Source organism: Blastococcus sp. SYSU D00669, assembly GCF_054050715.1.
This window is the reverse complement of record NZ_JBJGZV010000001.1, coordinates 38,048-63,361: the sequence shown is the minus strand read 5'-3', so window position 1 is coordinate 63,361 and position 25,314 is coordinate 38,048. Positions and strand designations below refer to the sequence as shown.

The 25,314-nt window shown below is 75.4% G+C and carries 23 protein-coding genes; 9 read left to right on the top strand and 14 right to left on the bottom strand.

The genetic code is table 11. The features are described 5' to 3' along the window. The first annotated feature begins 383 nt into the window (after positions 1–383). On the top strand, positions 384–872 hold the full coding sequence (locus tag ACI8AF_RS00280) for a hypothetical protein (RefSeq protein ID WP_456537650.1): 489 nt from the start codon (positions 384–386) through the stop codon (positions 870–872). A gap of 159 nt (positions 873–1,031) precedes the next feature. Next, positions 1,032–1,508 (top strand): hypothetical protein, encoded by a 477-nt coding sequence (locus ACI8AF_RS00275; protein WP_456537649.1) that lies wholly within the window; start codon positions 1,032–1,034, stop codon positions 1,506–1,508. Between the two features lie 278 nt (positions 1,509–1,786). On the opposite strand, the gene ACI8AF_RS00270 is transcribed toward ACI8AF_RS00275, so the two are convergent. The 7 genes from ACI8AF_RS00270 to ACI8AF_RS00240 form a co-directional block, all read right to left on the bottom strand. Next, a complete protein-coding gene (locus ACI8AF_RS00270) occupies positions 1,787–3,658 on the bottom strand; it encodes a hypothetical protein (protein ID WP_456537648.1) in 1,872 nt (623 codons plus the stop codon). Between the two features lie 310 nt (positions 3,659–3,968). Then, the gene (locus tag ACI8AF_RS00265; RefSeq protein ID WP_456537647.1) at positions 3,969–4,304 is read right to left on the bottom strand and encodes a hypothetical protein; all 336 of its coding nucleotides are present in this window, start codon (positions 4,302–4,304) and stop codon (positions 3,969–3,971) included. Between the two features lie 223 nt (positions 4,305–4,527). After that, entirely contained in the window at positions 4,528–5,706 is a 1,179-nt protein-coding gene (locus ACI8AF_RS00260; protein ID WP_456537646.1) for a PucR family transcriptional regulator, read from the bottom strand. 91 nt (positions 5,707–5,797) lie between these two features. Beyond that, positions 5,798–6,229: an anti-sigma factor antagonist gene (locus ACI8AF_RS00255; protein ID WP_456537645.1), complete on the bottom strand. Its 432-nt coding sequence runs from the start codon at positions 6,227–6,229 to the stop codon at positions 5,798–5,800. A gap of 71 nt (positions 6,230–6,300) precedes the next feature. Beyond that, positions 6,301–7,587 (bottom strand): NAD(P)/FAD-dependent oxidoreductase, encoded by a 1,287-nt coding sequence (locus ACI8AF_RS00250; RefSeq protein WP_456537644.1) that lies wholly within the window; start codon positions 7,585–7,587, stop codon positions 6,301–6,303. Positions 7,588–7,650: 63 nt separating this feature from the next. Continuing rightward, positions 7,651–7,980 carry a TraR/DksA family transcriptional regulator gene (locus ACI8AF_RS00245; RefSeq protein ID WP_456537643.1) on the bottom strand — a complete coding sequence of 110 codons (330 nt, stop codon included), beginning with the start codon at positions 7,978–7,980 and terminating at the stop codon, positions 7,651–7,653. 316 nt (positions 7,981–8,296) lie between these two features. Further along, positions 8,297–9,055, bottom strand: a complete 759-nt coding sequence (locus ACI8AF_RS00240) for a hypothetical protein (protein WP_456537642.1) — start codon at positions 9,053–9,055, stop codon at positions 8,297–8,299. Positions 9,056–9,126: 71 nt separating this feature from the next. Between ACI8AF_RS00240 and ACI8AF_RS00235 the strand changes: the two genes are divergently transcribed. Further along, positions 9,127–10,320, top strand: a complete 1,194-nt coding sequence (locus ACI8AF_RS00235) for a cation:proton antiporter (RefSeq protein WP_456537641.1) — start codon at positions 9,127–9,129, stop codon at positions 10,318–10,320. A gap of 7 nt (positions 10,321–10,327) precedes the next feature. Here the strand turns inward: ACI8AF_RS00235 and ACI8AF_RS00230 are convergent, their stop codons facing one another. Further along, a complete protein-coding gene (locus tag ACI8AF_RS00230) occupies positions 10,328–10,882 on the bottom strand; it encodes a DUF2231 domain-containing protein (protein ID WP_456537640.1) in 555 nt (184 codons plus the stop codon). A gap of 55 nt (positions 10,883–10,937) precedes the next feature. On the opposite strand from ACI8AF_RS00230, the gene ACI8AF_RS00225 reads away from it, so the two are divergent. Further along, complete coding sequence (locus tag ACI8AF_RS00225) at positions 10,938–11,480, top strand: TetR/AcrR family transcriptional regulator (RefSeq protein WP_456537639.1); 543 nt, start codon at positions 10,938–10,940, stop codon at positions 11,478–11,480. Between the two features lie 10 nt (positions 11,481–11,490). Here ACI8AF_RS00225 and ACI8AF_RS00220 read toward each other — a convergent pair whose 3' ends face one another. Next, entirely contained in the window at positions 11,491–12,351 is an 861-nt protein-coding gene (locus ACI8AF_RS00220; protein ID WP_456537638.1) for an LLM class flavin-dependent oxidoreductase, read from the bottom strand. A gap of 16 nt (positions 12,352–12,367) precedes the next feature. Further along, complete coding sequence (locus ACI8AF_RS00215; protein WP_456537637.1) at positions 12,368–12,781, bottom strand: TIGR03668 family PPOX class F420-dependent oxidoreductase; 414 nt, start codon at positions 12,779–12,781, stop codon at positions 12,368–12,370. A 98-nt stretch (positions 12,782–12,879) separates the two neighbouring features. On the opposite strand from ACI8AF_RS00215, the gene ACI8AF_RS00210 reads away from it, so the two are divergent. Together ACI8AF_RS00210 and ACI8AF_RS00205 are read left to right on the top strand one after the other, a co-directional pair. Continuing rightward, positions 12,880–15,192 (top strand): DcrB-related protein, encoded by a 2,313-nt coding sequence (locus tag ACI8AF_RS00210; RefSeq protein WP_456537636.1) that lies wholly within the window; start codon positions 12,880–12,882, stop codon positions 15,190–15,192. Positions 15,193–15,288: 96 nt separating this feature from the next. After that, the gene (locus ACI8AF_RS00205) at positions 15,289–16,563 is read left to right on the top strand and encodes a glycosyltransferase 87 family protein (RefSeq protein ID WP_456537635.1); all 1,275 of its coding nucleotides are present in this window, start codon (positions 15,289–15,291) and stop codon (positions 16,561–16,563) included. A gap of 4 nt (positions 16,564–16,567) precedes the next feature. On the opposite strand, the gene ACI8AF_RS00200 is transcribed toward ACI8AF_RS00205, so the two are convergent. From ACI8AF_RS00200 to ACI8AF_RS00190, 3 genes are read right to left on the bottom strand one after another with little or no spacing between them, the layout of a single operon-like run. After that, positions 16,568–17,422: a MaoC family dehydratase gene (locus ACI8AF_RS00200; RefSeq protein WP_456537634.1), complete on the bottom strand. Its 855-nt coding sequence runs from the start codon at positions 17,420–17,422 to the stop codon at positions 16,568–16,570. Further along, positions 17,422–18,771 carry a 3-oxoacyl-ACP reductase gene (locus ACI8AF_RS00195; RefSeq protein ID WP_456537633.1) on the bottom strand — a complete coding sequence of 450 codons (1,350 nt, stop codon included), beginning with the start codon at positions 18,769–18,771 and terminating at the stop codon, positions 17,422–17,424. Before ACI8AF_RS00195 ends, ACI8AF_RS00200 begins: the two co-directional genes overlap by 1 nt. Before the next feature lie 42 nt (positions 18,772–18,813). After that, the gene (locus ACI8AF_RS00190) at positions 18,814–20,100 is read right to left on the bottom strand and encodes an acetyl-CoA C-acetyltransferase (RefSeq protein ID WP_456537632.1); all 1,287 of its coding nucleotides are present in this window, start codon (positions 20,098–20,100) and stop codon (positions 18,814–18,816) included. Between the two features lie 60 nt (positions 20,101–20,160). On the opposite strand from ACI8AF_RS00190, the gene ACI8AF_RS00185 reads away from it, so the two are divergent. Both ACI8AF_RS00185 and ACI8AF_RS00180 read left to right on the top strand, forming a co-directional pair. Next, on the top strand, positions 20,161–20,871 hold the full coding sequence (locus tag ACI8AF_RS00185; RefSeq protein ID WP_456537631.1) for a TetR family transcriptional regulator: 711 nt from the start codon (positions 20,161–20,163) through the stop codon (positions 20,869–20,871). Next, the gene (locus ACI8AF_RS00180) at positions 20,868–22,922 is read left to right on the top strand and encodes an acyl-CoA dehydrogenase family protein (RefSeq protein ID WP_456537630.1); all 2,055 of its coding nucleotides are present in this window, start codon (positions 20,868–20,870) and stop codon (positions 22,920–22,922) included. The genes ACI8AF_RS00185 and ACI8AF_RS00180 overlap by 4 nt, the downstream gene beginning before the upstream one ends. Before the next feature lie 62 nt (positions 22,923–22,984). Here the strand turns inward: ACI8AF_RS00180 and ACI8AF_RS00175 are convergent, their stop codons facing one another. After that, the gene (locus ACI8AF_RS00175; RefSeq protein ID WP_456537629.1) at positions 22,985–24,535 is read right to left on the bottom strand and encodes an amidase; all 1,551 of its coding nucleotides are present in this window, start codon (positions 24,533–24,535) and stop codon (positions 22,985–22,987) included. Between the two features lie 94 nt (positions 24,536–24,629). Between ACI8AF_RS00175 and ACI8AF_RS00170 the strand changes: the two genes are divergently transcribed. Then, positions 24,630–25,313: a trimeric intracellular cation channel family protein gene (locus ACI8AF_RS00170; protein WP_456537628.1), complete on the top strand. Its 684-nt coding sequence runs from the start codon at positions 24,630–24,632 to the stop codon at positions 25,311–25,313. Position 25,314 lies beyond the last annotated feature (1 nt).

The following is a 25,314-nucleotide window of genomic DNA, read 5'->3' as shown; positions in this document are numbered from 1 at the left end:
GCGGTTTCAGCGCCGGGTCGGCACGTCCGGCGCCGGACGGCGGAAGGACTTCCGGGCCGGGTGTACAGCGCGGCGGCGGCTTGTTGTGCTGGTTGCCGTTCAACGAGGCGGACTTGCTGCGGCCGGGCCCCGCTTGTCGTACTCGATCACGGTTCGACCGAGGTGGCCGCCCCGGTTCAACCCGAGCGCCGTCCTCCGCATGGGTTCGTCGTGGGCTCGACGGAGCGCTCGCAACGATGACGCCTGTCGGCGACTGCCGAGCAGCCCCCGGTGCGTCGGTCCCAGCTCGGCGCCGTGATCCTGGACAGCGCGAGGTCCAGGCGGTCTACCGCCCAGCAGCCGTCTGGGACGAACTGTCGGCGCCTGGCGGTAGGCGTAAGCGCATGTCAGACACCGAAAACGACCACGACGAGCACGACATTGAGTTCACCCCGGGGCTCACCGCCGCCCAGCGGGCTGAGGGCGAGCGCATCTTCGCCGCCCTTCGGGCTACCCGCCGCGAGCGGCATGAGCAGGCGGCGGAGACTGCTGCGGCCCAGGATTCGCCACCGATGCTGCCCCTGTGCCCGGTACTGCTGGGCTCCGGGGAGCCCTGCCTGCTGCCCATCATCGAGGGACACGACTGTCCGCACCGCGCACCCGGCCCCGCCCCGGAGCCCCTGGCCCAGGTGATTCTCGAGCTGCGCCAGGAAGTCGCCGAGGCCCGGCAGGTCGCGTCCACCCTGGGAGCCGCACTGCGATGCCTGCGGGGCGACAACGGTGTGGAGGCGGTGCTGCGCCGGGAGCAGCCGTGGTGGCTGCTGCCAGGTGAGTGGCCGCCGACGCAGCCCGGTGGCTGGTGGCCTGGCATGCGCCCGCGCCCTACGCCATGACCCGACTCATGCGTGACCGGTACGTCTCCCGGGCCTGGGGCCCGGTGGCGATCGCCCGCGGGCTGCGCAAGTCCGTCCCCACCGTCACCCGCCGGCTCGACGACCCCGGCGTGTGCCGCCGCTGTCCCGGCTGGCCGCGGCCGGCCGGGACGGCTGGCGTTGCGTGACCCGGCCGGCGCCCTCGACGTCCTGCTGCGCTCTTACGCCGACCCCGATCCGCAGCAGGTCGGGCGACTGATCGACGTGCCGCCGGCTGTGGCTGCGAACGCGCTCACCCTCCTGCCGGCCCATTTGGCCGAGGCACGCCTCAACCTGACCCAGCCGCCGATGCGCTGGCTCGTTGAGTGCGCGGCCGTCCTCGGCGGCCGACTCGTGGGGGCGATGGCACCCGGCCGCGCCGCGATCCGCTTCGACGGGATACAGGTAGACCGCGCCGTCGCCCGGCAGCTGGCGAAGCGGGTCGCTGAGGCGTGGCCCGCCGCGTCCGACATCCCGGCAGCTCTGTCTGCAGCCGTCGCTGAGGCGTGGCCGAGCTGGTCGCCCGACGAGCCGCCGCTGTGGACCGGGGAAGGCACCGATCTCCTCACACGGGACCTGCCGCCCGGCGCGGCCGTCGTTGGTCTGTGGTGGGACTAGCGTCGGCGCAGCTGACGCCGCCGCTGCGGCTCCCCGACGCGTGCCTGCTGCATCCAGTCGTGCCGGTCCACGACCCGTCGACCACCGAAGACAGCGCGACGCCGGTCGGTGCGGGCGGTCACCGGCTACATCGGCTTCGCGTGGGCAGCCACCGCTGAGGTCGCCAAGCAGGCGTCCGACAGCGGGCTGCCAAGCCCGTCGGCCCGCTCAGCCGGCGAGGTCGCCGCTGCACAGGAACGCGGCCACGACACATGCCTGGTGCAGCCGTCCTGAAGCAGTCAGCTTCTCGTGGAACCGGCCCCGGAAAGCTGCAGCGTCTCCGCCTCCTGCGGGCCTGGTCCGAGCACCGGGCCGATGTCGGAGGTCTCCAGCATGACGTGGGGGCTGCCGCCGACGAGCTGTCCGAGCAGGCGCTGGAGCAGCGTGGCCTGGTCGTGCGGGGCCGACAACTGCGGCAGTCCAGCCCCGACGCCCGACCCGGCCATCAGCGTGACCAGGTGCGCGGCCAGCGCGGCGGGATCGACACCGCCCGGCTGCCGGCCGGTCCCGCTGCGCCACTCCGGCGGCACGATGTCGTCTACGTGGGCGCGCAGCTCCTCCGCGTAGCCAATGCCGCGCAGATCCCGGACGCCTCGGTAGACGTTGTTCAGCACCCAGGTCGAGTGCCCGAGCCAGGCGGCGACCTGGCCCTCGTCCAGGCCGGCCGCGAGCAGGTAGGTGGCGCGGGTGTGCCGGAGGCCGTAGGGCTTCAGGGCCGCGAACCGGTCATCGCCGGCGAGCGCGACTGCCTTCGCCGCCCTCCACACCTCGCTGATCTTGTCGGCGTTGATGACCTTGCCGTTGGGGCCGACGAACAGCCGGTCGTCGCCGGTGAGGCCGAACAGGAAGATGTGCCGGCGCAGCAGCAGCACCAGCCGGGGTGGCAGCGGGACCGCGCGAGTGACGCCGGCCGGCTGCCACTTCAGCGCCCCTTCCTCGTCCCGCTCGCCGTCGAACGTGAAGCGCTGGCCGGGTGCGGCCAGCCGGCCGGCGAGGATCAGGTGGCCCCAGCCGTGGTCGGGCAGGAACAGCCAGGAGACCCGCACCGCCCGGGCCTCCGCCGGGCGGAGCCCGGCGAGGCCCAGCAGGCCGAAGTAGGCGACCAGCCGCAGGGCCAGCTCGTTGCCCTGCTCGCCCAGGGCCTGCACGGTGGCGAGCAGCCGCAGCAGCAGCGCCATCGGCAGCACCTTCCGCAGGTCGAGCGGCGTGACGGCCACGGTCGTGCTGGGGCGGTCGTCACGGTCCATCGCGTGCACCGGGTTGGCGCTCAGCCGCCGGTTTCTCACGCCCCACTCGAACAGCTCGTTGAGCAGGACGAACCGGCCGGTGACGGTGATCTCCTCGGCGTCGTCGCCGTCGACGGTCAGCGAGATCGCCTCCAGTGCCCCCTCGACCGCGGCGACGTCGATCTCCCACCAGCGCAGGCCATAGCGCTCGAAGAACTCCTCCCACCGGCGGTTGCGGGCCTCGAGCTTCCGCTGACCCTCGGCGCGTGTCGCGTCCGCCCGGCGCCACTGGTAGCGCTGTTGCGCCGTGGGCGCGGCGACCGCGGCCCGGCGCGCCGCACGCTCCTGCTCTTCCCGCTCGGCCTTCCGGCGGCGCACCTCTGGCGGGGTGAACCGCTCGCGTAGGTAGGCCCGCGCCGCCTTACGCTGCCCGGCGTCGAGGACGATGCGGTCCTTCTCCAGCGCGTTCCAGCGGAGCAGGGCCATCGCGTTGTCCACGGCGCCGTCCAGGCGGTCCTTCGTGGTGGACCCCGAGACGGTGCCGCGGCGGCTGGGCTTGTCCCACCGGGCGTGGATCCGCGCCTCGATGTCTACCAGGAGGGGGCGCGTGGGGTCGTAGCCGCCAGGGCGCTCGCTGCGGCTAGCACGGCCGTTCCCAGGCCGTTCCACGCCGGGCGGCAGACCCGTCGTCTGGTCGAAGGTCACCCCGGCGGCGCGGGCCTTGATCAGCGCCGCCCGGAAGACGTCCACGACGTCCTTGTCCGCGTGGGTGGCGGTCTTGCCACGCTTGGATCCGTCCGGGTTGAGCAGCGTCCACTCGAAGCGCCAGCGCTTCCCGACTTCCCGCACCTCGCCGATGGAGATCCGGACCGTCCCGGCGGTCACGCCCACGCCCCCGCCCGCGCGGAGGCTCCGGCGCCCGGCCCGGTGTTGCGGCCGGAGCCGTGAGGCCGGCGTCCGCCGACCGGAGTGTGGGAGTGCACCGAGGGGGTCCTCTCGCGGGTGGGGACGCTGTCGGCAACCAGCCTCCGTCGGCACGGCCGGTCGGCGCGTCGCCCGTAGACCCGGTTCTCCTGTCCCCCGATCGCCCTACATGGCCATCCGGCGGCGGCCGGTTCGCTGCCCGACCGGTGCGCTCCCCGGCGGCTTGTCGATGCCACGTCGACGCCGGTGCTCCGGCGTCGAGGAGTGCCGGTCAGGCGGCCCGCGACGCCGGCGGCGTGGCCAGGGCGGCGAGCACCTCGGCCGGATCGACCAGGACCGGTCCGTCCGCCAGGCGGTAGGTGGTCACCGACTCGGCGAGCGACTGCTGCGCCGCGGCGGACGCCCCCAGCGCGGCGACCACCTCCGCCAGCGGGCGCAGCCCGGTCAGCACCGCCCACGCGTCCTGCACCGGCGCGGCCGGGACGGCCTGCGCCCGCTGCGGCGTCGCGGCGAACGGGACTCGCCGGGGACGGCGCTGGGTGGGGGCGGCGCTGGGCATCGGCGGCAGCGGCGGTGGCGCCAGCGGGTCGAACTCGTCCTGGGTCACGGATCGACATGTCCGCGGTCGCCAGCGCGCGGCAGTCGCTGGATCGTCCGAGTCCGTACGTCCTCCGTACGGACAGCCTCTCCGAAGCCCGGTCAGACGCCTGAGCTGGGCGTCCACATCCGGCAACGGGGGGTTTCAAGACCGCCGCCATCGGCCGCTAGGCGAGCCCTCCTGAGGCTCCCGAGGCTAGCGCCCGCGGCCGGGCGCCCACGACGCCACCGGTTCAGCGCTCCGCCGGCAGCGGGGCCTCGGGCCAGCCGAGCAGCCGGGCGCCCAGCACGGCCGCGTGCAGCGAGAAGCGCTCGTGCGGGTCGGCGACGCGGTACCCGGTGAGCTCGGCGACCCGGCTCAGGCGGTAGGTCACCGTGCGGACGGCGACGTGCAACCGCCGCGCCGCCTCGGTGGCCACCTCGCCGGCGTCGAAGTACGCCTGCAGGGTCGCGAGGAACACCTCGGGCCCGCCGCGGACGCGCTCCAGCGGCCCGAGCACGTCACCGACCAGGTCGACGATCGCCTGGTCCCGCCCGAGCACCCGGTACACGAGCAGGTCGCGGGCGTTGAGGACGTCGGCGTCGAGCCCCAGCCGCTCGCCCGCAGCGAGCGCCTCGCGGGCCTCCTCGTAGCTGCGGGCCACCCCGAGGGCACCGGGGAACGCGCGGCCGGTGGCCACCCGCCAGCGGCCGGCCACGGCCAGCCGGCCCAGGTCCTCGTGCAGCTGCGCGCCGACGTCCGGACCCCGTCGTCCGCCGCCGGGGACCAGGACGACGACGCGGGCGTCCTTGGTGGCGACCAGCACCTCGCGGTCGCCGAACCGGTCGACGACGGCCCGCTCGAGCGCCGCCGCGGTGCGGGCGAGGTCGCCGTCGGCGTCGCGCGGGGCCACCAGCGCGACGTAGTGGGCCCTGCCCAGGTCCAGGCCGAACGGCTCGGCGCGTTCCACCATGCGCGCCACGTCGGCGTCGCCGCGCAGCAGGTCGTCGACGAACTCGGCGCGCAACGCCTCCTCGCGGCGGATCAGGTCGCGCCGCTCGGCCTGGTGGCCGTCGACGAGCAGGCCGACGGCGTCGTCGAGGACGCGCAGCACCGCCTCGGCGGCGCGGCGGACCTTCTCCGGGTCGCTGGAGCGCTCGACGAGCGGCAGCCGCCGCCAGAGCCGCCACGCCGCCGACAGGTAGAGGTCCACCGCGTGCCGGGCGTCCACGCCCTGAGCGGCCGCCCGCCTGCCCAGTTCCCGGACGGCGGCCAGCTCCCACGACTCGGCCCGGCGGCCGTGGACGGCGGCGTCGGCCAGCAGGGGCAGGAACTCGCCGAGCAGCTCCGCGGGGGCCCCCGACGCCGAGGCCGCGGCGGCGCCGACGGTGGACACCCAGTCCTCCGGTGCGCGCTGCTCGCTGCGGGCCACGGCTTCCCCTCGCGTCCGTTGCCGACGACCGGCAAGCACAGGGTGCCGCACCCGGCCGGCCGGAGCCGCATCCGGAGCGCCGCGGCCGGCCTCAGCCGGATGTGGTGGCACCCTCGGTCGGCCTCCTGGCGGCGGCGCGTGCGCCGCCTCCGGGGCGGGGCGGGCCGAGCGGTCGAGCGCGGCGGCGGCCTCTGGTGGCGGGGCCCGCGTCGGCCGGGTCGACCGGGACGAGGTCGGCCAGCCCGGTCAGCCGGAGCGGGCGGACAACCGCCCGCCGGCCGCCCGTGCGGAGCACCAGCCGGGCACCGCGCACGCGGCAGCGCCGGTCGGCCCGGGCCAGCACGTGCACGCCGGCGGCGCCGAGGAACGTCACCCGGTCCAGGTGCACGACCAGTTCCCGCAGCCCGGGGGCGCCCGCCCGGGACCGCAGGCAGGCCTCCAGCAACGGAGCCGTGTACGCGTCGACCTCGCCGACGACCTCGACGGCCGCGCGGCCGGGCCGGCGGACGGGAAGGGTGCTCACCGACAGGAGCTGACCGGGCTCGGGCCCGGTCCGGGGGGCGGGGGTGCGCAGCACGAGGACCTCCGGGCTGATCAGCGCAACGGGTCGAAGGCGGCCAGCTCGGGCGGCGCCTCGCCCTTGAGCACGGCCTGGGCCACCAGCTGCCCGCTGACCGGACCGAGCGCGATGCCCCACATGCCGTGGCCGCCGGCGACGAACACCCGCGGGGAGGCGGTCCTGCCCAGCAGCGGCAGCCCGTCGGGCGTGCAGGGCCGGGAGCCCACCCACTCGTTGCACCGGTCGTCGAGGTCGACGCCGGACAGGAAGGGGCGGACGGCGTCGACGATCGCCGCGATGCGCCGCGGGTCGAGCGGGTCGCCGGGCCGGCGGAACTCCATCATCCCGGCCACCCGCAGCCGCGGGCCGAGCGGTGTGAGCGCCACCCGCTGGGCGGGCAGGTACAGCGGACCGCGGGGCATCCGCTCCACCGGCACGCTGAAGCTGTAGCCGCGCCCGGCCTGCACCGGGCGGCGGACGCCGAAGCGCGCGGCCAGGCGTCCCAGCTCGGCGCCGGTGGCGAGGACGACGGCGTCGTGGTGCCGCCGCCCGCCGTCGGCGGTGACCACGTCGACCCCGGTGGGGCCGGTCGGCAGGTCGACGACGTCCGCCCCCTGGACGACCTCGCCGCCGCGGGCCTGCACCGCGAAGGCGAGGCCCGTGACGAACTCCGGCGGGTGCAGGTACCGCTGGCCGTGGATCTGCACCGCGGCGCCCACCCGGTCGGTCAGCGTCGGCTCCGCGGCGCGCACCCGCCAGCCGGTGACGGGGTGGAAGCTCGCCTTCTGGCCGGCGTCGCGGATCCGCTCGAGCTCCGCGCACAGCCGGTGCGCCTCGCGCTCGGTGCGGAAGCAGGCGAGGAACGTCTCCGCCCGGTGGGTGGGCGCCGGCACACCGCCGGCGGCCAGGACGTCGAACGCCTCGAGCGCGCGCTCGTTCAGCGGCGCGTACGCGGCCATCCCCCGTCGCCACGCCCGCGCGGTGCTGTGCCGGACGAACCCGGCCAGGAACCGCACCAGCGTGGTGTCGGCGGCCGGCGGGAGGTACACCGGCGAGTGCGGGCTGAGCACCGCGCGCAGCCCGTAGCGCAGCACCGTCGGCTCGGGCAGCGGCGCGGTCAGCGCCGGGGTGAGCCAGCCGGCGTTGCCCCAGGAGGCACCGGCTGCCACCTGGTCGCGGTCGTACACGGTGACCTCGACCCCGGCCTCCTGCAGGAACCAGGCGCACGACAGGCCCACCATGCCGGCGCCGACCACGGCGACCCGCTGGGGCGGGCCGGCGACGAACGCCGGGGCGTGCGGAGACGGCTGCTCGGGGGACACGACTGCTCCTCTCCCGTCACGGTGCGACGGAACGGGGGATGGGGAGGGCGTGACGGGAAGCCGTCAGCGCTCGGGCTGCGCGCAGGCGACGCAGGTCGCGGCGTGCGGCCGGAACTCCAGCCGTTCGGCGGGGATCGTGCCGCCGCACCCGGTGCACACGCCGTAGGTGCCCGCGGCGATGCGCGCCAGCGCCGCGTCGATCTCCTCGACGGTGCGCTGCAGGCCGGCCGCTCGGCGCACCGCCACCGGGTCGGGCACCGGGCTGACGGTCTCGGCCAGGGCGGCGTCGCGCTGCCGGACGCAGTCGGCGCGCTGCTCCTCGAGGAGGACGCGGAACGGATCCGGCGTGGTGGGCCGGGCGGTCCGGACCGGCGAGGCGACGGGAACGGTCATGAGGTCTCTCTCTTCCGGAAAGCAGGAGACGCGCCCACCGTTCGGGGGACGCGCCTGGGGGGAGCCGGGACGACCGGGGGGTCGGCGCTCTCCCGGCGGCGCCCGGTCGTGCCCGCGTCGGAGCACGCCGAGGTCGACCGGGCCGGGGAGCCGCGGGCTCGTCACCGGGATCGCGATCCGCGCACCCATCCCGCTCACCTCCTCCGCCGTGCGGCTTCTGAAGCCGTGACCCGACCATCCCCGGAGCCACCACGTCCCGGACAGGGCGGTCACCGGTGAACCCGGGAGCGTCCACCTTGCCGGTGACCGGCAATCGTCAGCTGCCGCCGTGCGGAGAACCCACCACCACGCCCGGGTGCGCTCGGTGCGGCACGTCGGTGAACAGGTCGACGAGGGCGTCCCAGCGGGTCCGCCGTCCGGCCGGGAACCGCGCCTCCGCACGCTCCCGGCGGCGCGAGCCCTCCGGGTAGCGGCGGCGCGCCCAGGGCGAGCGCGGGCGGGCCAGCCGCACCGCCCCCACGACCGCGACCAGGGGGACGAAGACGCCGACGACGCCGAGCACGACCCGGCCCTTGAGGATCGCGACCAGGGCGAACGCGAGGTTGGCGAGCACCGTCGCGACGACCGGCACCTCCCCGCGCGCCTGGTCGGCGTCGAAGGGGTTGGCCCCGATCAGCAGCAGCCCCCCGACGACGAGCGCCACCAGCACGGCGTCGACCGAGCTGCGGCCCTCGCGGCTCCAGTACACGTCCTCGAGGTGCAGCCACAGCGCGAACTCGTCGAGGGTCAGCGCCGCCCCGGTGCCGAAGAGGACGGCGAGCACGTACAGCCACGGCGGACCGGGCCGGTAGGTCAGCTCCACGGTGCCCGTGCCCAGCAGCAGGAAGATGCCGTAGACCTCGTGGTGGACGTGCACGCCGCCGACGCTGGCGTCGCGGAACGGCCCGCGACCGGTGCGGATCGCCCGGGTGACCAGCCGGGTGACCAGGAACGTCACCAGGAACGCGCCGAGCATCCAGGCGACCACCGCGCGGCGCCCCGCGAGCACCGGGAACAGCTCCGGTTCGATACCCACCCGGCACACCTTGTCCTGCGGCGACGTCAGCGGGAAGGTCTGCGGGCGGGGGCAGTACCGGAAAGGCGGCCATGGACGACGCCCTGGCGATCGACGCCCTGGTGCCGGTCGCTGCCGTGGCGCTGCTCGCCCCGGTCCTGCTCGGACTGGTCCCCCGGCTCCCGGTCCCGCAGGTCGTGCTGCTGCTCGCCGGCGGCGTGCTGATCGGCCCGCACGCGCTCGGCCTGGCCGCACCGGCCGAGATCCGGGTCCTGGCCGATGTCGGGCTCGGCTTCGTCTTCCTGCTCGCCGGCTACGAGGTCGACCTGCGGTCGTTCGCCCGCGACCCGGGCCGCCGGGCGGTCGCGGCCTGGTTCGTCTCCCTGGCCCTCGCCCTCGGCGTGGTCGCGCTGCTGGCGGCGGCCGGGCTGGTGCGCGCCTTCGTGCCGGTGGCGCTGGGGCTCACCACCACCGCGCTGGGCACGCTGCTGCCGATCCTGCGCGAGCGCGGTCTGCTGCGCGGCACGCTCGGCCGCTACCTGCTGCCCGCCGGCGGCGTCGGCGAGCTGTTCCCGGTGCTGGCCATCGCGATCTTCCTCGGGACGCAGAGCCGGTTCGTCGCCCTGCTGTCCCTAGGCGCGGTCGCCGTCCTGGGCGTCGTCCTAGCCGTCGCCCGGCGCGCGGTGCGCGACGGCTCCCGGCTGGCCACGGTCATCGCGCTGGGCCAGCACGAGACGGCGCAGATCACGCTGCGCGGCACCATCCTGCTGCTCATCGCCCTGATCGCGCTCACCGACGAGTTCCACCTCGACGCCGTGCTCGGCGCGTTCCTCGCCGGCGTGGTGCTGCGCTCGTGGGCCGGCTCGACCGCGCCGGTGCTGGAGTCGAAGCTCGACGCCGTCGGCTACGGGTTCTTCATCCCGCTGTTCTTCGTCTACTCCGGGATGTCCCTCGACCTGCCGGCGATCGCCGACGCGCCGCTGCGGCTGCTCCTCTTCTTCGGGCTCATGCTCGCCGTCCGCGGCGGTCCGGCGCTGGCCGTCTACCGCGGCGTCCTGCCGCTGCGCGAACGGGTGCAGACGGCGCTGATCACGACCACGGCGCTGCCGGTGCTCGTGGCGCTCACCGAGATCGGCCTGCGCAACGGGACGATGCTGCGCGAGAACGCCGCCGCCCTGGTCGGCGCCGGCGCCCTCACCGTGCTGGTGCTGCCCGCGCTGGCCGTGGCGATCGACCGGCCGGACCGGTCCGCGCCGCGCCCGGCCCCGGCTCCCGCGGAGGGCTGAGGACCCGTCAGCCGACGCGCCCGCTGCCCATGGACCCGCCCAGGAAGTTCCCGGCGAGGTTGGGCACGCTGCCCAGGCGGGCGAGCGCGACGCCGAGCCGGTGGTGGCCCTGGCGGCGGGCGGCCCAGGACGCCGCGAACACCAGCGTGGCGAGCCCCTGCAGCGACGCGTGGGTCATGCCGGCCCGCCGGGTCGCGCGGTCGGCCCCGGCCCACTCCGCCCAGCCCGCGACCGCCGTCGGCACCGCGGCGGCGACGCCGAGGCCCACCAGCCGGGTCGCCGCGCTCCGCGACGCCTCGTCGCGGAGCAGGTCGAAGTACATGGCGAGGAACCAGGCGCCGAGCGGCGCGTCGGTGAGGATGCCGTGCAGCGGCACCCCGGTCGCGTCGCCGTGGAAGAGGCGGCGCACCGGCGGCCGGGCGACCAGGCGGTCGGCGACCGGTGCCACCGCAGCGATGGCGCCGTCCCAGGCGGTGCTGCGTCCCAGCCGCCGGAGCAGCCGGGCGTACGCGCCGTCGGCGGGGGTGTGGACGCGCTCGGGAGAGCGCAGGGTGTCGCTCACGACCGTGGACGCTACTACGGACGTAGTGCGAAGTCACTACGTCTATAGTGATCGAGTGGCGACCACCCGGAGCCGCGTGCTGGACGCGGCGGTCGACGTGCTGGGCGCGGAGGGCCTGCGCGCGCTGACGCACGCCCGCGTCGACGCGCGGGCCGGGCTGCCGAAGGGGTCCACCTCCAACCACTTCCGGACCCGGCGCGCGCTGCTGTCGGGGGTCGTCGAGCACCTCGCGGCCGTGCAGCTGCAGCAGGCGAGCGACGCCTTCGAGGTGGCGACGGCCGACGACCTGGTCGAGGGGCTCTGCGCCCTGGTGGAGCGCGCGACGGGGCCGGACCGGGCGCTCACCACCGCGCGGTACGCGCTGTTCGTCGAGGCCGGGCACGACGCCGACCTGCGCGAGCAGCTCGCGCGGGGGCGCGCCACCGTGGAGGCGCCCCTCGTCGTCGCCCTGGCCGGCCTCGGCGCCCCCGACCCGCGGGCGGCGACCGCCGTCGTGGTGCCCTGCGTGCAGGGGCTGCTGCTCCGCCGCATCTCGCGGCTCGACGAGTCAGACCCCCGCCCGGTCGTGCGCCAGGTGGTGCGGGCGGTCCTCCCCTGACCGCCCCGGCTCAGCCGAGCGCGACCTCGGCCAGCAGGTCGACCTGGCGGACGTCGGGCACGGTCGGGTCGAGCACGAGCTCGTCGACTCCCGCCTCGGCGAAGCCGGCGATGACGTCGCGGATCGCCTCGGGCGAGCGGTGCGCGCCGCCGGCGATCCCCTCGGCGGCCTCGCGGCCCATCGGCGCGTAGTAGTCGAGCAGGTAGGCCCGCGACTGCTCCTCGGTGTCGCCCAGGCCGAAGTAGTTGAGCGCCACGATGCGCGGCGAGCCCTCCCGGCCGGCGTCCTGCCAGGCGGCGCGGACCTTCTCCACCCAGGGGGCGACCAGGTGGGGCGGCAGCCCACCCGCCGTCCAGCCGATGCCGTGCTCCACGGCGCGGCGCACCGCGGCGTCGGTGTGCCCGCCCACCAGCAGCGGCACCGCCGGGGCCTCGTCGGGCACCACCGGGGCGGTGCCCTCCAGCAGGGGCTCGCGCGCGAAGGCGCGGCGCAGGTCGGCCAGCTGCTGGTCGAAGACGCGGCCGCGGCCGGCGAAGTCCCGGCCGGTCAGCGCGTAGTCGGACTGCCGCCACCCGACGCCCAGGCCGAGGGTGAGCCGGCCGCCGGTGATCGCCTGCACCGTGGCCGCCTGCTTGGCGAGCTCGGCGGTGCTCCGGGTCGGCGCGAGCAGGACGTTGGGCAGGAAGCGGATCCGCTCGGTGACGGCGCCCGCAGCGGCGAAGACGGTGAGCTCCTCGTAGCTCGGGTACGACACCGCGCCGATCGAGGCGAGGGTCGAGAAGCCGGCGGCGTCCGCCCGCCGGGCCCACTCGAGCAGTTGCTGGCCCGTGGTGCCACGGACGCTGTTCGGGATGCCGATGCCGATCTCCACCGCGTTCTCCTCCTGGTCAGGACGTCGACGACCACCCCGTCCACTGCTGGACGGTCACCACGAGGAGCGGCCCGGACGGCGGCGCCTCGCGGTACTGCGGGAACCGCTCGACCAGCGCGCTGATTCCGGGGTGGTCGGGCCCCGGCGTGTCGACCACCCGCGCGACGCCGTCCGCCCGCACCCACCACAGCCGCGACCAGTCCTCGTCGTAGGCGTCGACGAGCAGCGAGCAGCGCGGCTCGACCCGGACGTTGGCCAGCCGCTGCAGGCGCCGGGTGCGCTTCGGCTTGGCGTCGACGGCGGTGTAGACGGTGTCGCCGACCAGCGCGAACACGCAGGGGACGACGTGCGGTGCGCCGTCCGGTCGCACGGTCGCCAGCCGCGCGACCGGGGACGCGGCGAAGCGCTCTCTCAGCTCGGTGTCCTGCACCCACCCGTCGTACCGCCTCCGCTGCTAGCTTGCCGCGCATGACCGGGCCAGGCCCCGCTCCGACCCCCGGTGCACCGCCGCCCGGGCCGCGGTCCCCGGTGCCCGCCCCGCCCGGCTGGCCGGCGTCGCTGCCCTCGCCGCCGTCGCACCTGCCGACCTGGGTGGAGGAGAGCCCGCCGCCCCCGCCCTCCGACCCGCGGCCGCTGCACCTCCCGCCCGAGCTGGCCGCGTCGGTGGACCGCGTGCTGGTCGCGGCCGTCGACGTGCTCGACGGCGCTGCCTCGATCGGCCCCGACCACCGCCCGGACGGCGGGGACCCGGACGTGGCCGCGGTCGACGCCGCGCTGGACGCGATCCTGCAGCCGGCGCCGGAGCTGCCCTGGAGCGGCTCGGCCGACGACGCCCGGACCGGCCTCCAGGTGCGGCTGACCGGCTGGCTGACCGGGGCGCAGGCCCTGACCGGTGACCCGCTGCCGCAGCTCCCCCCGACCGCGCACGACCACCTGTGGGGCGCCGCGGCGGTGGTCGCGCGGGCGGCCGCGGCGTCCCGCGCCACGGGGGACGAGGAGAGCGGGCTGGCGTGGGTGCTCGACCGCGCCGCGAGCTCCCTGCCCGGTGGCGCGTGGGAGCCCGACCGGGCGCTCGTGCCCGTGCGGCGGGAGCTCCGCTACCGGCTCAAGGCCCTCTACGACGGCGGTTCGGGGCACCTCCTGTGGGCGGTCGACGACGCGGCGCGGGACCGCTGGGACTACCCGGTCGACCACTTCGACCTCCCCGTGCCGCTCGCCCTCGCCCGGCGGGTGCAGGCGCTGGTCGACCGGTACGACCTGGACCACCCCGACGTCGGCAGCGAGCACCGCCCGCTGACACCGGCCGAGCAGGACGCGTTCCGCGCGGAGCACGCCGCGGTGGTCGCCGAGCTCAGCCGCACCCTGGGCCCGGCGTACGAGATCGACGACCGGGCCTGGTCCGGCCCGGCGGGGGCGGACCGGACGACGGTCTCCGCCCAGCTCCCGGACGGCCCGGCGGAGGCCCCCGGTCCGTCGTCCCCGCCCACGCGGTGGACCGAGAGCCTGCTGCGGGCGCCGGTCCCGGCCGGCTGGTTCGTCAAGGAGTCGCTCACCCTGCTGGCGCCCGACGGCCAGGCGAACGTCATCGTGTCGCGCGAGCCCCTGGACCCGACGCTGACCACCGAGCGGTACGCGGAGGTGCAGGGCGGCCTGCTGAGCCGGGAGTTCCCCGGGTTCAGGGAGCACTCGTTCGAGCCGGTCGAGCTGTCGGCCGGCCACGCGTTGCTCCGGTCGTTCTCGTGGACCCCGCCCGACGGCGTCGCCGTCACCCAGCGGCAGCTCTACCTCGCCCGCTCGGGGACGGGCTTCACCGCGACGGCGACCTCGCCCAGCACCCAGGCCGACCGGTTCGCGGCGGTGTTCGACGAGGTGCTGCGCGGGCTGGAGCTGGGCGAGCCGGAGGCCGTCGAGCCGCCGCCGGTGCCGGAACCCCCGCCGGTGCCGGAACCGCCGCCGCTCCCGGAGCCCCCGCCGCTGCCCGAGCCGCCGCCGGTCCCCCAGCCTCCCCCGGTGCCCGAGCCGCCGCCCGTGCCGGAGCCGTTCCCGGTGCCGCAGCCGCCGCCGGCCCCCCAGCCGCCGCCCCCGCCGGTGGTGTCCGCCCGCGATCCGCTGCTCACCGCGGTCGACCGGGTGCTGGTCACCGCCGTCGACGTCGCCGCCGCGCAGCTCCGCCCGGCGCCCGAGCCGTTCGACGACGACGTCCGCAGCGTCCAGTCCGGCCTCGTCGGGGTGGTGACGCCGCGCGCCGGCCGGCCCTGGCCGTGGCAGGAGGAGCCCGACGTCGAGGGGCGGGTCCGCGGCCGGATCACCGCCTGGGCCGAGCGCGCCCACCTGGTCACCGGCACGCCCGTCCCGGTCCCCGGCGAGCCGGCCGAGCGGCTGTGGTGGACGGCGCAGACGATCGCCTGGGCCGCGGCGCACGGGACGGACGGGTCCACCCGGCTGGCCGGCGTCCTCGACCGGGTGCTGCAGGGCCTGGACTCGCCCGAGGCGGCGTGGGACGACGAGGCCCGGGCCCCGGTGGTCTGGCGGGCCCGCCGCTACCGGCTGACCACCGTGCTCGACCGGGGTTCCGGCCGGTTCCTGGTGGCCGGCAACCCGGCGGCGCAGGCCCGCTTCGGCTCGGTCGTCGACCCGTTCGACCTGCCCGTCGCGCTGCGGCTGGCGCACCGCGTGAGCGACCTGCTCGTGCAGTTCGACGCGGGCTTCGAGCTGCCGCCCGGCGTCACGGCCGTGCGCGACCCGCGGGACGCCTTCACCGACAGCTACCGGTTCGTCGTCGAGCGCCTGCGCGCGGCCCTGGGTCCCGCCTACGAGGTCGTCGACGGCGCCAGCTTCTGATCGCCGCGGTTCCGCATCCGGTCGCCGCGTCCCGGAACCGCTGCTAGCTTTGCCGACCATGGTCTGCCCTGGTCAGCGCCCCGTGGCACGCGCTCGGTGACCGTCCCTCTCGCCCTGCTGTCGCTCGGCATCGTCGTGCTCGGCGGCGCGCTGTTCGCGGTGAGCGAGTGGCGGAAGTGGCGGCCGTCGCTGGCCACCGCGCTGCTCGTCGCCCTCCTGCTCCGGCTGGCGGTGTTCGCCATCGCCGGCGAACGGCTCGCCCCGTACGACCTGGACCACGACTTCCTCGTCGCGGGGCAGAACGTCCTCGAGCACCGCGACCTCATGCTCAACGCCCGGGAGCGGGGGTGGAACTACCTCCCGACCTACGGCTTCGTGCTGGCCGGCGCCGTCACGCTGATGGACCTGACCGGGCTGCCGTGGCTGGTGGCCGCCCGGATCCCGGCGATCGCGTCCGACATCGGCGTCGTCGTGCTCGTGCACCTGCTGGCCGACCGGGAGAACGCGGGCCGGCGCGCGTTCCAGTACGCCTGCACGCCGATCGTGATCCTGGTCTGCGCCGTCCACGGCCAGATGGAGCCGTTGTGCCTGCTCCTCGCCCTGGGTGCGTTCCTCGCCCTGAAGAACCGTCCGCGGGCCGTGCTCGCCGGGGTGCTCCTCGGCCTGGCGATCTCGGTCAAGACGTGGCCGGTGCTCTTCCTGCCCGCGCTGCTGCTCGCCCTGCCCGGCTGGGCGGCGCGCGTGCGGCTGCTGCTCGGGGCCGTCGGGGTGTGCCTGGCGCTGCTGCTCACCCAGCCCCTCACGGTGGGCACCCCGGTCGAGCGCCTGCCGGCCACGGTCGCCCGCATCCTGTCGTACCACTCGCCCGGGGGCTCGTGGGGCTGGGCCTCGATCATCTGGGCCTACGCCCCCTACACGAACGAGAACTACGAGGACTCGACCCTGTGGGCGGTGGTGGGGCGGACCGGGTCGGTGCTGACGCTGATCGCCGTCGCGGCCGCGCTGTGGTGGTGGCGGCGCGCCGACCGGCTCGTGGTGGCCGGGGTGACGGCGGCGGTCTTCCAGGTGACCACCGCGGGCCACGGCGCCCAGTACCTCGCGTGGCCGGCCCCGTTCCAGGTGCTCCGCCCGACCCGGCTCGTGCCGTTGCTGCAGTTGGGCATCGGCCTCTGGGCGTGGTGCGCCTACATCGGCCTCGCCCTCGTGCCGGCCGAGGACTACACCCGGGTCGCCAACACCTGGCAGATCACCAGCCTGCTCCTCGTCGTCCTGTTCCTGCTGGCCCTGCCGTGGCGGCAGCGGGGCCCGGTGGCCCACCCGGGCGCGGCCGAACCACCGGCGGCCCGGGCCGTCCCGGACCCCGTGCCCTGACACCTCAGAGCGGCCGGACCGCCGCCACGAGGTGACCGGTGCCGCTGGCGGCGTTGCGGACGGCGGCGTCCCAGCCGCCGCCGGCCTCGGCCGTGGCCAGCGTGACCGTCGAGGGCAGGAACAGCGGCTTCTGGAAGCCGACGTCCACGGTGAACGCGTCGGGCAGGCGGCCGGCCAGGGCGCCGAGCACGCGGGCCTTGACCCACATGCCGTGCGCGATCGCCCGCTTGAAGCCGAACGCCTTCGCGCTGAGGCCGGAGAGGTGGATCGGGTTCACGTCGCCGGAGACCCTGGCGTAGCGGCGGCCGGCGTCGTCGGGCACCCGCCAGGTGGCGACGGGACGGACCTCGCCGATCGCCACCGTCGTCTCCGACCCCGCCGCGCCCTCCGGCGCCGCGGCGCCGCGGGCCAGGTAGGTCGACCGGCCGCGCCAGACCTCTTCGCCGTCCACCGTCGCCGACGCGCACAGGTCGACCGTCGCCCCCTTGGCGTGCCGCGCGAAGCGCTCGGCCCACACCTCGAGGTCGAGCGCCTCGTCGGCGCCGATCGCGCGCAGCAGGTCGATCCGGTTGCGCACGTGCACCAGCCCGGGGAGGGCCAGCGGGAACGACCGGTCGCTCATCAGCGCGACCTGCAGCGGGAAGGCCAGCACGTGCGGGTAGGTGGCCGGCAGGACGTCGGACAGCGGGAACCCGCACACCCGGTCGTAGGCGGCCAGCTCCCCGGGGTCGACCCGGACGCCGGTGCGGGCCACCCGCGCGTCGGGCAGGGCACCGCCCCGCCCGCGCGCGGTGAGCACGGCGCGCGCGAACAGCTTCGGCATCGCCGGTGGCGAGCTCAGGACCGTGCGGGCGTCCATCAGGCCCCCAGCATCGACTGGCCGCACACCCGCACGACCTGGCCGTTGACCCCGGCGCTGGCCGGCTGGGCCAGCCAGGCGATCGTCTCGGCGACGTCGACGGGCAGGCCGCCCTGCTGCAGCGAGTTGATCCGCGACCCGACCTCGCGGGTCCCGAACGGCATCTTCGCCGTCATCTCGGTGACGATGAAGCCCGGCGCGACGGCGTTGATCGTCGCCCCGCGCTCGGCGAAGGCCGGCGCCCAGGCGCGGACCATGCCGATCACGCCGGCCTTGCTGGCGGCGTAGTTGGTCTGGCCGCGGTTGCCGGCGATGCCCGACTGCGAGCTGACGGCCACCACCCGGCCGCCGGGCTCCAGCACGTCCTCGTCGAGCAGCGCCTGGGTGATGTCGAGCTGCGCCTGCAGGTTGACCGCCAGCACCGGGTTCCAGCGGGCGGCGTCCATGTTGACCAGCAGCTTGTCCCGCGTGATGCCGGCGTTGTGGACCACGACGTCGACCCCGCCGTGCCGCTCCCGCAGGTGCGCGATCAGCCGCGCCGCCGCGTCGGGGGTGGTGATGTCGAGCTGGAACGCCGTCCCGCCGATCTCGTTGGCGACGTCGGCCAGCGACTGCCCCGCCGCCGGGACGTCGACGGCGACCACGTGGGCGCCGTCGCGGGCCAGCACCCTCGCGATCGCGGCGCCGATGCCCCGCGCCGCGCCGGTGACGACCGCGACCTTGCCCGCGAGCGGCCGCTCGTCGTCCTGGTCGGGGACGTCGGCCACCGACACGGTGACCGGCTGCCCGTCGACGTAGGCCGACCGGCCCGACAGGAAGAAGGTCAGCGGGCCGGCCACCGAGGCCTCGGCGCCGGCCGGCACGAGGACCAGGTTGGCCGTCGAGCCGTTCAGCAGCTCCTTGCCGATGCTCCGCACCAGCCCGTCCAGGGCCTGGCGGGCGGCGGCCTGCGCCGGGGAGCCGGCGTCCGACGCCGGCTCGCCGAGGATCACGACCCGGCCGCTCGGCCGCAGCCGCTTGACGGCCGGCGCGAGGAAGTCGTGCGCGGCGGCCAGGTCGGCCGGGCCGGTGAGCCCGGTGGCGTCGAGGACGACGGCGGCGAGCTCCTCGCCGTCGGTCGACCCGTCGGCGGCCACCGGGGACAGCACGGTCACCCCGGCGTCCTTGAGGACGGCGGTCACCGTCTCGCGCAGCCACCCCTCCCCCGCGGAGCCGACGACCGCCGGGCCGGGCAGCAGCGGCTGGCCCGGCTCGTAGCGGCGCAGCACGGCCGGCCGCGGCAGGCCCAGCTGCTTGGTGATCGTCGTCCCGACGCCGGAGTTGGCGAAGTTCGTGTACCAGTCGCTCACGGTGGATGCCTCCGAGGTGCTCGATCGGGATGCAGCGCGGGATCAGGACTCGAGGATCGCGACGACGCCCTGGCCGCCGGCGGCGCAGATGGAGATCAGGCCGCGCTTGCCCGGGCCCGCCTCGTGCAGCTGCTTGGCCAGGGAGGCGACGATGCGGCCGCCGGTCGCGGCGAAGGGGTGCCCGGCGGCCAGCGACGAGCCGTTGACGTTCAGCTTCGACCGGTCGATCGCCCCGAGCGGGGCGTCGAGGCCGAGCTTGCCCTTGCAGTAGTCCGGGTCCTCCCAGGCCTTGAGCGTGGCCAGGACGGTGGACGCGAACGCCTCGTGGATCTCGTAGAACTCGAAGTCCTGCAGGGTCAGGCCGTTGCGGGCGAGCAGCACGGGCAGCGCGTAGACCGGCGCCATGAGCAGGCCCTCGCCGCCGTGCACGTAGTCGACCGCGGCGGTCTGCGCGTCGACCAGGTGGGCCAGGACGGGCAACCCCCGCTCGGCGGCCCACTCGTCGGAGGCCAGCAGCACCGCGGAGGCGCCGTCGGACAGCGGGGTGGAGTTGCCGGCCGTCATGGTGGCCTCGGCGCCCTCGGGCAGCGCCCTGCCGAACACCGGCTTCAGCTTCGCCAGCTTCTCCAGCGAGGAGTCCGGCCGCAGGTTCTGGTCGCGGGTCAGGCCCAGGAACGGGGTGACCAGGTCGTCGAAGAAGCCGCGGTCGTAGGCGGCGGCCAGGTTCTGGTGCGAGCGGACGGTGAGCTCGTCCTGCTCCTCGCGGCCGATCTCCCACTCGTGCGCGGTGACCTGGGCGTGGTCGCCCATGGCCAGGCCGGTGCGCGGCTCGGCGTTGCGCGGGACCTCCGGGGCGAGCATGCCGGGCCGGATGCCGGCCAGCGCCTTGAGCCGCTGCTGCACGGTCTTGGCGTTGTTCAGCGAGATGAGCACCCGCCGCAGGTCGTCGTTGACCGCGAGCGGGGCGTCGGAGGTGGTGTCGACGCCGCCGGCGATGCCGGACTCGATCTGCCCGAGTGCGATCTTGTTGGCGACGAGCACCGCGGCCTCGAGGCCGGTGCCGCACGCCTGCTGGACGTCGTAGGCGGGGGTGGAGGCCGCGAGCCGGGAGCCCAGCACGCTCTCGCGCGTCAGGTTGAAGTCGCGGGAGTGCTTGAGGACGGCGCCGGCGACGACCTCGCCCACCTGCGCACCCTGCAGGCCGAAGCGCGCGACGAGACCGTCGAGCGTCGTGGTGAGCATGTCCTGGTTGGACGCCTGCGCGTACGTCGAGTTCGAACGGGCGAACGGGATGCGGTTACCGCCGACGATCGCGGCCTTGCGGGTCATCGGGACCTCCGGGGTCGGTGGAATTGCTCGGTACCAACGGTATCAGGTACCGTTCTTCACATGAAACTTGAGGCGGTGAGACCTGCGTCGCAGGACAAGATCGCCCACGGCGGGGAGCGCCGCGAGTCGGAGCCGGCGACGGCCCGCGACCGCCGCGACTCGAGGTGGGACGAGCACCGGGCCGAACGCCGGCGCCAGCTGGTCGACGCCACCCTCGCCGCCGTCGGCAAGCACGGCGCCGGCGTGGGCATGGAGGAGATCGCGGCCGAGGCCGGCACCAGCAAGACCGTCGTCTACCGGCACTTCGCCGACCGCGCCGAGCTGCACGTCGCCGTCTGCAACAGGGTGGCCTCCCAGCTGCTGCCCAAGCTCCGCGAGGCGTTCGAGAGCAGCGGCGAGCCGCGGCGGATGCTGGCCGCCGCGATCGACACCTACCTCGGCTTCCTGGAGGCCGACCCGGAGCTGTACCGCTTCGTCGTCCACCCGCCCAACCTCGACCGGTCGGCGACCAGCGATCCCATCGACACCCTGTCCGACCTGGTCGGCGACCAGGCCGCCGCCGCGGTCTCGGTCGCGCTGCAGCAGGCCGGCCGCGATCCGGCGGCCGCCGCGCCCTGGGGCCACGGCGTCGTCGGGCTGGTCCGCTCGGCGGCCGACTGGTGGCTCCGCGCGGAGCGCCCCATGCCCCGCAGCGAACTCGCCGCTCATCTCACGGATCTCGCGTGGTCGGGGCTCTCGGCCATCGGCTCGACCCCTCAGGAGGAGAAGTGACCACCAGTCTTCCCGCGTCGGTGGACCCCCGGGCGATCCAGGAGGTCCTCGACGGGCGCTGGGGGCACGTGCGCCGCGACGCCCGCGAGCACCTGGGCGACCCCGAGTTCGCCCCGGTCTACGGCGAGACCGTGCAGGAGGCGCGCGAGAGGATCACCCGGCTGACGAGGAAGCTCGCCGCCAGCGGCCGCGTCGGCCTCGGCTTCCCCAAGGAGTACGGGGGGCAGGACGACGCCGGCGGCTCGGTGGCCTCCATCGAGATGCTGGCGTTCGGCGACCTGTCGCTGATGGTCAAGGCCGGAGTCCAGTGGGGTCTGTTCGGCGGCGCCGTCCAGCTGCTGGGCACCGAGCGCCACCACGCCGCGTACCTCGCCGACATCATGAGCTTCGACCTGCCCGGCTGCTTCGCGATGACCGAGACCGGGCACGGGTCCGACGTCCAGCAGCTGCGCACGACGTGCACCTACGACCCCGCGACGCAGACGTTCGACCTGCACACCCCGCACGAGGCGGCGCGCAAGGACTACATCGGCAACGCCGCGGAGGACGGCCGGATGGCCGTCGTCTTCGCGCAGCTGATCACCCGGGGGGAGAACCACGGCGTGCACGCCTGGCTGGTGCCGATCCGCGACGCCGACGGCACGCCGTGCGCGGGAGTGACCATCGGGGACGACGGCCCGAAGGCCGGCCTGCTCGGCGTCGACAACGGCCGGCTGACCTTCGACCACGTCGAGGTCCCGCGGGAGATGCTGCTCGACCGCTACGGGCAGGTCGCCGAGGACGGCACCTACTCCTCGAGCATCGAGAACGAGACCCGCCGCTTCTTCACCATGCTCGGCACGCTGGTGCGCGGCCGGGTGAGCGTCGGCGGCTCGGCCGGCTCGGCGACGAAGCTGGCGCTGGACATCGCCGTCCGGTACGGCGACGTGCGCCGCCAGTTCGCCGCCCCCGGCAGGGACCGCGAGATCGTCGTCAACGACTACCTCGTGCACCAGCGCAAGCTGCTGCCGGCCCTGGCCACCTCCTACGCGCTGCACTTCGCGCAGGAGGAGCTGGTCAGCACGATGCACGACGTCCAGTACAAGACGCACGTCCTGGGCGAGGAGATCGACGAGCAGGGCCAGCGCGAGCTGGAGTCGCGGGCGGCCGGGCTCAAGGCGGCCAACACCTGGCACGCCACCCGCACCATCCAGATGTGCCGCGAGGCCTGCGGCGGCGCGGGCTACCTCGCCGAGAACCGGCTGCCCGCCCTCAAGGCCGACACCGACGTCTTCACGACGTTCGAGGGCGACAACACCGTCCTGCTGCAGCTGGTGGCCAAGGGCCTGCTCACCGGCTACCGCGACGCGTTCGGCTCGCTCGACGGGTGGGGCAAGGTCGGCTTCGTCGCCGACATGGTCCGCGAGACGGTGCTGGAGCGGACGGCGGCCCGCAACCTCATCGCGCGGCTGGTCGACGCGGTGCCCGGCCGGGACGACGACGTCCCCCTGCTCGACCGCGGCTGGCAGCTGAAGATGTTCGAGTTCCGCGAGAAGCACACCCTCGAGGGCGCGATCAAGCGGCTGCGGAAGAACGCGGCCACCGAGGGCATGGAGCCGTTCGACATGTTCAACGACGTCCAGGACCACGTGCTGCGGACGGCGCAGACGCACATCGACCGGATCGTGCTCGAGGCCTTCGTGGCCGGCGTCGACCGCACCACCGACCCCGACGCCAAGCGGCTGCTGGACTCGCTGTGCGACCTCTACGCGCTGTGGACGATCGAGCAGGACAAGGGCTGGTTCCTCGAGCACGGCCGGCTCACCCCCACCCGCGCCAAGGTGCTGACGGCGACGGTGAACGCGCTGCTCAAGGACGTGAGGCCGCACATGACCACGCTGGTCGACGCGTTCGCGATCCCGGCGGCGTGGAAGGCCGCGCGGATCCTCGAGGAGGAGGGCGAGCGGCAGGAGGCGATGGCCGCCCGCGACGCCGAGGTGCGCGCCCAGGCCGAGGCCACGCAGGCGCCCGGTGACACGGCCACCGACCTCGAGGTTCCGCCCGGCCAGTAGCCGACCTCCGCTTTCGGCGCCGAAAGCAGTGCCGCTTTCGGCGCCGAAAGCGGGAGTGGGGGTCACGCGAGGGCCGGCTCGCGGGTGGGGGGCGCGGGGAAGCCGCCGACCAGCTGCTCGAAGGCGTGCGCGACCCTCAGGCAGGTGGCGTCCTCGAACCGCCGGCCGACCAGCATCATCCCGACCGGCAGCCCGTCGGCCAGCCCGGCCGGGACGCTGGTCGCCGGGTGGCCGCTGACGTCGAACGGCGCGCAGTTGACGATCATCTCCAGCGCCCGCGCCACCTGGATCTCGAGCGGGTCGTCGGGCGCGGGGATCGGCGGCGCGACCATCGGCACGGTGGGCAGCACCAGCAGGTCGACGTGCGACAGGGCCTGGTCGTAGCGCTCGCGCACCTCGATGGCCAGGTTCCGCGCCATGGCGTAGTGCCGCCCGTGCATCCGCTCGGCCGACCAGCGACCGGCCATCGCGACCAGGTTCACCGTGGGCGACCAGCGGTCGGCGACCTCGCGGCGCTGCCGGCCGTAGTGCTCGACCAGCTCGGGGTCGTAGAGCCCCTCCCAGTTCAGGCCGTAGCCCTCACCGTTGATCATCTGGGCCGCGGCGCCGTCGGTGGCGATCACGTTCCAGACGTGCATCGCGTGCCGGTGCCACGGCAGGTCGACGTCGACCACCTCGATGCCGAGCTCACCGAGCCGCCCGGCCGCCGCGCGCACCGTGTCGTCCACACCGGGCTCGGACAGCTCGGCGAACCCGAACCCCTGGGCGAGGACGCCCACCCGGAGGCCGGCGACGCCGCCGCCGAGCGCCGCGGCGTACTCCTCGGGCACCAGGCCGGCCGGCTGCCGCGGGTCCAGCCCGTCGCGCCCGGCGACGACGTCGAGGACGACGGCGGCGTCGGCCGCGGTGCGCGTCATCGGGCCCAGGTGGTCGAGGGTCAGCTCGATCGGGAACGCGCCCGTGTAGGGCACCAGGCCGTGGGTCGGCTTGTGCCCCACGATGCCGCTGAACGCCGCCGGCATGCGGATCGAGCCGCCCTGGTCGCCGCCGAGCGCGAGGTCGACCTCGCCTGCGGCCACCAGCGCGGCGCTGCCGCTGGAGCTGCCGCCGGTGGTGCGGGACGGGTCCCACGGGTTGCGCACGGGACCGCTGCACGAGGTGTGGCTGCCGCCGGAGAAGCACAGGTCCTCGCACACGGCCTTGCCGGCGATCGTCGCGCCGGCGCCCAGCAGCCGGCTGACCACGGTGGCGTCTCGCCGGGGGACGAATCCCTCCAGGGTGTGCGAGCCGTTCATCATCGGGACGCCCGCGACCGCGATGTTGTCCTTGACCGCGACGGTCCGCCCGGCCAGCGGCCCGGCGTCGGCCCCGCGGATCTCGGTGCGCACGTACCAGGCGCCGAGCGGGTTCTCCGCCTCGTCCGGCCGGGAGCTCGGGCGGTCGGTGCGCTCCGGCGGCGCGATCGCCGCGTAGAGCTCCTCGACCGCCTCGTAGGAGTCGAAGGCGCCCGCGACGAGCAGGGCGTAGGTGTCGAGTTCGGCGTCGCTGGGCTGCATCCCGTAGGAGCGGGCGAGCGCGGCGACGTCGTCCTTGCCGGGACGGTGGACGGTCATGGCGACCTCCGGGGAGGGACGGCGGTGCCATCACGCTAGGGCGGCACCGGCGCCCCTGTCACGGCCTCGGGGACGCCCCGGATGATGTCCTCCCGTGGAACTCCTCGCCGTGGCCGAAGCGCTCCGCGTGCCGCTGTCGGTCGACCTCGCCGCGATCGTCATCGGCGCGCTCACCGGCGGGCTGCTCGCCGCCCGCGAGGGGTTCGCCGTCTCCGGCGTGCTGCTGCTCGCCATCAGCGGCGGGCTGGGCGGCGGGCTGATCCGCGACGTGCTGCTGGCCGAGGGCCCGCCGGTCGCGCTGACCAACGAGGCATACCTGCCCACCGTGGCGATCACCGCGATGGTGACGTTCTACTTCTCCGGCTGGCTGTCGCGGCTCACCGGGCTGCTCGTCGTCCTCGACGCGGTCACGCTGGGCTTCTTCACCGTGGTCGGCGCGCAGCGGGCGGAGCTGGCCGGGCTGCCGGTCGCCTCGGTGCTGTTCATCGGCACGCTCACCGCGGTCGGCGGCGCGCTCATCCGCGACGTGCTGCTGGCCCAGCGCGCCGACATCGTGCAGCCGGGGCCGTACAACGCGGTGGCCGCGCTGCTCGGAGCCGCGCTGCTGAGCGTGCTCTCCGGGCCGCTGGACCTCGGCCCGCTGCCGGTCGCGATCGCGGTGATCGTCTTCGTCGCGCTGCTGCGGGTGCTGTCGGTCTGGCGCGGCTGGTCGGCGCCGGTGGCGGTCGACCTGCCGGCCCGCACCCGGACCGCCGTCCGCCGTCGCCGCCGGGGCTGAG

Coding starts and splice junctions, on each gene's coding strand:
- ACI8AF_RS00280 (WP_456537650.1), top strand. CDS start 384: ATGTCAGACACCGAAAACGACCACGACGAGCACGACATTGAGTTCACC.
- ACI8AF_RS00245 (WP_456537643.1), bottom strand. CDS start 7,980: ATGACCGTTCCCGTCGCCTCGCCGGTCCGGACCGCCCGGCCCACCACG.
- ACI8AF_RS00235 (WP_456537641.1), top strand. CDS start 9,127: ATGGACGACGCCCTGGCGATCGACGCCCTGGTGCCGGTCGCTGCCGTG.
- ACI8AF_RS00200 (WP_456537634.1), bottom strand. CDS start 17,422: ATGGACGCCCGCACGGTCCTGAGCTCGCCACCGGCGATGCCGAAGCTG.
- ACI8AF_RS00190 (WP_456537632.1), bottom strand. CDS start 20,100: ATGACCCGCAAGGCCGCGATCGTCGGCGGTAACCGCATCCCGTTCGCC.
- ACI8AF_RS00185 (WP_456537631.1), top strand. CDS start 20,161: ATGAAACTTGAGGCGGTGAGACCTGCGTCGCAGGACAAGATCGCCCAC.
- ACI8AF_RS00175 (WP_456537629.1), bottom strand. CDS start 24,535: ATGACCGTCCACCGTCCCGGCAAGGACGACGTCGCCGCGCTCGCCCGC.